7 protein-coding genes are annotated in these 5,655 nt (G+C 53.2%); 3 read left to right on the top strand and 4 right to left on the bottom strand.

Annotation, left to right across the window (positions count from 1 at the left end):
- From B3W37_RS01390 to B3W37_RS01400, 3 genes are all read left to right on the top strand, one after another.
- Positions 1–902: acyl-CoA dehydratase activase-related protein (locus tag B3W37_RS01390; protein ID WP_483174561.1), on the top strand; the 902-nt coding region annotated here is incomplete at its 5' end.
- Positions 862–1,992, top strand: coding sequence for a CoA protein activase (locus B3W37_RS01395; RefSeq protein ID WP_483170323.1), 1,131 nt, complete (start codon positions 862–864; stop codon positions 1,990–1,992). The genes B3W37_RS01390 and B3W37_RS01395, both read left to right, overlap by 41 nt.
- The gene (locus B3W37_RS01400; protein ID WP_483170267.1) at positions 1,970–2,965 is read left to right on the top strand and encodes an acyl-CoA dehydratase activase; all 996 of its coding nucleotides are present in this window, start codon (positions 1,970–1,972) and stop codon (positions 2,963–2,965) included. The genes B3W37_RS01395 and B3W37_RS01400 overlap by 23 nt, the downstream gene beginning before the upstream one ends.
- Before the next feature lie 3 nt (positions 2,966–2,968).
- Here the strand turns inward: B3W37_RS01400 and B3W37_RS01405 are convergent, their stop codons facing one another.
- The 4 genes from B3W37_RS01405 to B3W37_RS01420 all read right to left on the bottom strand — a co-directional run.
- Entirely contained in the window at positions 2,969–3,694 is a 726-nt protein-coding gene (locus B3W37_RS01405; protein ID WP_483170268.1) for an ABC transporter ATP-binding protein, read from the bottom strand.
- A 24-nt stretch (positions 3,695–3,718) separates the two neighbouring features.
- Entirely contained in the window at positions 3,719–4,711 is a 993-nt protein-coding gene (locus B3W37_RS01410) for an ABC transporter substrate-binding protein (RefSeq protein ID WP_483170270.1), read from the bottom strand.
- Positions 4,712–4,723: 12 nt separating this feature from the next.
- On the bottom strand, positions 4,724–5,506 hold the full coding sequence (locus B3W37_RS01415) for an ABC transporter permease (protein ID WP_483170271.1): 783 nt from the start codon (positions 5,504–5,506) through the stop codon (positions 4,724–4,726).
- A partial coding sequence (locus B3W37_RS01420; RefSeq protein WP_483174565.1) for a thiamine-binding protein occupies positions 5,478–5,655 on the bottom strand: 178 nt, incomplete at its 5' end. The genes B3W37_RS01420 and B3W37_RS01415, both read right to left, overlap by 29 nt.

The raw sequence follows: 5,655 nt of genomic DNA on the forward strand, positions 1-5,655 counted from the left end.
AGACCATCGACCATGGTATAGAAAATACTGTTGATGAATGCTGTCTGCCCATAAAAGTATACTTCGGACACGTCAGTGAACTTATCGAAAAACAGCCTGATTACATCCTGGCCCCCCGTTTGATAAGTACGGAGATGAGAAGCTATATATGTCCCAAATTCATGGGAGTCCCCGATATGATTCGGGCCAATTGGCCGGACTGCCCGCCCTTGATAGATATCACTGTTGACTGCAGCCGTGATACCCGGCAATTATGGAGAGATATCTATCGGGTCGGCGGCTTGTTTAACGGCAGCAAGAAAAGCATCCTGGCCGCTTATGAACATGGCCTGCGCGAGATGAAGCGGATGCGGGTTTGGACCCGGCAAGGCTATTCGCCTCTGGAAGCCATCGAACTATGGGAAAAACATGGGGAAGCGGCGGCTGAGTCCCCGGATAGCGATATCTGTGTGGGGGTTTTAGGCCACGGTTATTCACTGTATGATCCTGCCATCAGCTTGCAGTTGACCGATAAACTGAGGCAAATGGGGTGTAAAGTGGTGTTTCTGGAGTCCTGCCTCCGGGAACACCTGGAAGAGGAAGCCGCCCGGCTTCCTAAAAAAATGTTTTGGACCCTGGGCAGAAAGATAGTGGGATCGGCCCTGGTAATGGATAAAAGCCCTGAAATCGATGGCATAGTATACCTGGCCTGTTTCGGCTGTGGGCCGGATTCCATGGTAGGTGACATTGTAGCCCGCAAGGTGAGGCATAAACCATTTATGCTGGTGACTATAGACGAGCACAGCGGCGAAGGAGGCCTGGTAACCAGATTGGAAGCCTTTTGCGACATGTTGAGAAGAAAGAAGGTGCAAGGGTTTGAAAGTGACCTTTCCCCATATGGGTTTCATGCACATTCCCATTAAATCCCTGCTGGAGGGGCTGCGTCGTGAGGTGGTGGTTCCGCCTCCTATTACCGAGCATACCCTGGCTCTGGGCATTAAACATGCTCCGGAATTCACCTGCCTGCCTTTAAAAATCGGCCTGGGCAATTATATCGAAGCGCTTCAGGCCGGCGCCGATACCATTTTAATGGCAGGGGGCTGGGGGCCATGCAGATTCGGATATTATGCTCAAGTGCAAAGGGATATACTGCAGGAGCTGGGCTATGATTTTCAAATGGTTATATTGGAAGCGCCTGATTCCAAAGTATCCCAGCTTATAGATCAGCTTAAGCGGCTGGGTGAAAATGTGTCTTTTTTGGAGGCTGTACAGGCCATACGTTTTGCCTGGTATAAACTGGCCGCATTGGAAAAGGCGGAGGAGCATTACCTTTATATCCTGCCCCGCACCACGGAAAAAGACCGGGCCGAACAACTGTGGGATCAGGCCCTATTACATATTGATCAGGCGCAGAGCCGCAAAATCATAGATGAATTCGTATCCGATGCCATCGGCAGCTGGAACCGGCTGGAACAGCACCATGAGCCGGTATTGCGCATAGGGCTGGTGGGGGAAGTCTATACGGTTTTGGAACCTTACTCCAATCAATATATTGCCCGCAGTCTGGGCCGGCTCAATGCGGAGGTCACTAATTCGATCCGTCTGACAGAGTGGTTAAACGATCATTTGTTTAAAGGATATCTGATCAAATCGCGCAAACCGTACATAACCGGTTGCGCCCGCCCCTACCTGGCCAGCAGTGTAGGGGGACACGGCTTGGAGACGGTTGGCACCACAGTGGATTTCGCCCATGAAGGTTATGACGGGGTGATTCAGGTCGGTCCCCTGACCTGCATGCCGGAAATAGTGGCCCAAACCATATTGATCCGGGTGGCCAAAGAAGAACAGATTCCCTGTATGACCATGTATTTTGATGAACATTCCGGCAATGCCGGAATCCAAACCCGTTTGGAGGCCTTTACCGATATGCTCAGGCGCCGCAAAGCGGCCCCGGGCAATTACCGTATTTTTCAACAAGGAGGAACAAACAGTGCAGTATTTCCTAGGGGTTGATATCGGCTCAGTCAGCAGTAATTTCGTGCTGCTGGATTATAATCAAGAGGTGAAGGCCAAGGTTTATTTGCGAACCAACGGGCATCCCGTCAATGCCATCCGCGAAGGTTATCTGGCGCTGCGCAATACAATGCCTCAAGACGCCAGAATTGCGGGTGTAGGGGCCACCGGAAGCGGCAGACACCTGGCGGACATCATGCTGGGGGCCGATGTGGTGAAAAATGAGATCACTACCCATGCGGTGGCGGCCTGCCACTACGATCCGGCCTGCCAGACGGTTATTGAGATAGGGGGGCAGGATTCCAAGATAATCATCTTACGGGATGGCATCGTGCATGACTTCGCTATGAACACGGTTTGCGCCGCAGGCACCGGTTCTTTTTTGGATCAGCAGGCGGCGCGGCTGGGTTTGCCGATCGAGCATCTGGGTGAGCAAGCCCTGGCGTCTACCCGGCCGGTCCGTATTGCAGGACGCTGCGGGGTGTTTGCCGAGTCTGACATGATACACAAGCAGCAAATGGGCTATCCCATGAGTGATATACTTATGGGTCTGTGTGAAGCCCTGGTGAGGAATTATTTGAACAATGTGGGCAAAGGCAAAAAAATCCTCAGCCCGGTGGTATTCCAGGGCGGAGTGGCTGCCAACCGGGGCATCAGAAAGGCTTTTGAAAAGGCCCTGGCCCTGCCGGTCGCCGTTCCCCGGCATCATGACGTGATGGGCGCCGTAGGCGCCGCCATACTGGCCCGGGAAGAAACGGCGCAAAAGATGAAAAACAGCCGGTTCAGAGGGGACGATTTTGTTTTGGAAGGCGATTTTCAAACCCGCAGTCTGGATTGCCAGGGATGCCCCAACCTTTGCGAGGTGGCCTGTATAATGCGCGACCGCGAGGTTCTGGCCTATTGGGGCGACCGCTGCCGTAAATGGGACACTTCGCTCAAGCCGGCCGCCCAAGAGCAAGCGGTGGTGGGGTAAGGCTCAATCTTCTTCCAGCACTGCCAGAATCCGTTCTTTAACCTGGTATAGCGAGAGCGGAGAATGGGGTTCTGCCTTCATATCGATTTCCAGACGCACCTGTGCGGGACGAGCGGAGAGCACATATATGCGGGATGCGATCAGAAAAGCCTCCTCTATGTCATGGGTGACAAATAAAACCGAGGAGCGAAAGCGCTGCTGCAGATCGACAAGCCAAAGATGCATCTTGCGGCGCGTAATAGCGTCCAAGGCGGCAAAAGGTTCATCCAATAACAGGATGTCGCTGCTAAAAAGGTAGGTTCTTAATAGGGCGGCCCGTTGTTTCATACCCCCGGATAACTGCCGGGGGTAATAGTTTGCAAAACCGGTCAGGCCGAAGTCGTCCAGGTGTGCTGCCGCCTGCCGCCGGGCTTGCTCCCTGGGGATTCCCCGGAGCAAGAGCGGCAGCGAGACATTGTCGATGATCGTTCTGGAATCGAGCAAAAGGTCTTTTTGCTGCATATAGCTGACCCGGCCGGTTCTGCCGGTATGATCCCGCCCGTCCATATAAACCCGCCCCTGTTCAGGACGCATCAAGCCGGCGATAATATGCAGCAAGGTGCTTTTCCCACACCCGCTGGGGCCTAGGATGACGACCACCTCATGCTCTTTGAGACCCAGGGAGAGATCATTTAAAGTTAAAACCCCCTGCAGGGTTTTATACAGCCCTTTTACCTCTAGTTTCATCATCAATAATAACCTGCGTTTCCGACTCTATTGCGCTGCGGGCAGAAAGTCATTGCTGAAGGCCGTGGCAGTGTCAATTTGGCTTGACAACAGTCCGTTCTCAAACATGAAATCAGCATACCCCTGCCATACCCCGGCTTGCATTTCTCCCCAGCGGGAGGCGTCAGCCTGGTACTGGGCAGCCAGATAACGCTGGCTGTTAATAACCAAATCGCGGTTCAGTTCAGGTATTTTGCCCAGGAGTATTTCCGCGGCTTTATCGGGGTCTTGTATCGCATACTGATAACCGCGGCTGGTGGCCTTCATGAACCTTTTTGCCAGGTCCGGGTTGCTGTTTAGCAGGTTCTCACGGCTGACCAGAACCGGGGTGTAATAATCCAGGCGGGGTTCGACCTCACGCAGGCTGATAAAGCTCAGAGGCATATTCTTAAGTTCCGCCTCAATGCCGGTCCAGCCCCAGAAAATCCAGGCAAAGTCTATATCCTTTTGGACGCTGGTGAAAAAATCGGCTGAACCGATGTTTAAAACCTTGAGCTTACTGAAATCAGCCTGGTATTTATTCATCAAGGATTTTAAAACCGCCTCCTCCGCCGGGGACCCCCAGCCTCCATACGTTTTGCCCTCAAAATCAGCCGGGGCTTTAACGCCGCGGTCCTGCGGGGCCGCAAAACCGGAGGTATTATGCTGGATGACGGCGGCTACGGCCACCACCGGTATGCCCTGCGAGCGGGCCATAATGATCTCTTCCTGGGCTGATATGGCAAAATCGCCCTGTCCTGCAGCCAGGAGCTGAACCTGGCCGCCTTCAGGGGGCTGTATGATCTCCACATCCAGGCCTTCCGCCTGGTAATAACCCTGTTGCTGAGCAACATATAGCCCGGTGTGATTGGTGTTGGGAAACCAGTCTAAAAGCACTGTGACCTTCTGCAACGGGGCCTGCCGGGTTGGGGGAGTATTGCCGCAGCCCGGTAAGGCCAGCAACGCTGCCATCAAGAATAAAGCCACTATTTTATGTTTCATTTGATATTCCTCCTATTGCCATAATTGATGAGAATAAATCTTCCGATTCCAGGGGACCAGCAAGTACTCCAGCAAATCTACCGCTTTAACCAAGAGCAAGCTCAATATACAGATGATCGCCACCGCCGCCAGAACCCGGTCGATAGCGAAGCCCTTCTGCTGCAAAGTCATATAGTATCCCAAACCTCGCTGCGCCCCCAGCCATTCCCCGATTACCGCAGCCATGATGCTGTAGGTGGCGGAGATACGCAGCCCGGCGAAAAAGGAAGGCAGGGCCGCAGGCATAATCACCATGCGAAAGGTTGCTAAACGTTTGGCGCCCATAGAGCGAAACAGGTCCAGGACATCCGGATCCACCGACTGCAGCCCGTTAAAGAGATTTATTACCATGGGGAAAAAGCATACCAGGATAATAATCAAAATCTTTGGCAGGATGCCCCAGCCGAACCACAGCGGCAGCAAGACCGCCAGTACGATCAGAGGTATGGTCTGGGATACGATAAAAATCGGGTATAAGGCCTGATACAGCCAGGTCAGGTAATGCAGCAAAAGTGCCAGGATAAGAGCCAGGGCTATTGAAGCCGCAAAACCCAGCATGGCTTCCATCAGGGTGGTCTGGGTATGATGCCACAACAGTGCCGCATGGTTAACCATAGCCTGCAGCACCTGCCCGGGGCCGGGCAGGATCCAAACCGGCACCCGGCTCACCCTGACCCCCGCATCCCAAAGCACTATGGCCAGGATTACAACCAGGACCGGGTATAATTTAGGGGCGGTATTTATGTATCTTCTCATCAATGGTTACTCCGTCCGGACGGTAGTCGATCTTAATGACCGACATCACCGAGGAAGCGCCTTCAGCAATGCAGATGTCCTGAGCTTTTTTTACCAGCTCCAGCAAAATCTCGATATCACCCTCAATGGTAGTCTCCATAGGCCCGACC

The organism is Syntrophomonas sp. UBA5494 (assembly GCF_002426325.1).

Coding starts and splice junctions, on each gene's coding strand:
- B3W37_RS01405 (WP_483170268.1), bottom strand. CDS start 3,694: ATGATGAAACTAGAGGTAAAAGGGCTGTATAAAACCCTGCAGGGGGTT.
- B3W37_RS01410 (WP_483170270.1), bottom strand. CDS start 4,711: ATGAAACATAAAATAGTGGCTTTATTCTTGATGGCAGCGTTGCTGGCC.
- B3W37_RS01415 (WP_483170271.1), bottom strand. CDS start 5,506: ATGAGAAGATACATAAATACCGCCCCTAAATTATACCCGGTCCTGGTT.